The 444-nt window shown below is 66.4% G+C and carries 1 pseudogene; it reads left to right on the top strand.

The features are described 5' to 3' along the window. Window positions 1-77: 77 nt before the first annotated feature. A pseudogene (locus EN906_RS25195) lies at window positions 78-444 on the top strand (EAL domain-containing protein); the annotation flags it as partial.

The following is a 444-nucleotide window of genomic DNA, read 5'->3' as shown; positions in this document are numbered from 1 at the left end:
GCCGTCGACAAGTCGGCTCCGGCCGTGGGAACGCCTTCGGCGCGGCCGGTCAAGGCCTTCGGGCGCCGCGTGGCGACATGAGAGACGATCGGCGGCGCAATGTCGGCGATGCGATCCGGGTCGACGAAGTCGGCATCGAATACGGCATCCATGGCGAGTTCCGGCTGCGCAGCGCCTATCAGCCGATTTTCGCGCCGCGCGGCCGTTTCCTTCACGCGGTCGCGGCCGAAGCCCTGATCGAGCCGCACCGTGCCGGCCGCCCCGGCGCGCCGAAGGTGTTCTTTGAAAGCGTTGCCGTCTCGGACCGGCTGTTTGTGGAAACCATGTGCCGGGCGCTGCATCTCAGGAATTTCCGCAACATCGGCGTCGACGGGCTCGACCTGTTCTTCAACTACAACCCGTTGATCAACGACCATGCCGGGCGGGCATTGGCCGAGATTCGCC

The organism is Mesorhizobium sp. M7A.F.Ca.CA.004.06.1.1 (assembly GCF_003999135.1).
GTDB lineage: Bacteria > Pseudomonadota > Alphaproteobacteria > Rhizobiales > Rhizobiaceae > Mesorhizobium.
The sequence above is the reverse complement of the archived record's forward strand: the minus strand, read 5'-3'. Positions and strand labels throughout refer to the sequence as shown.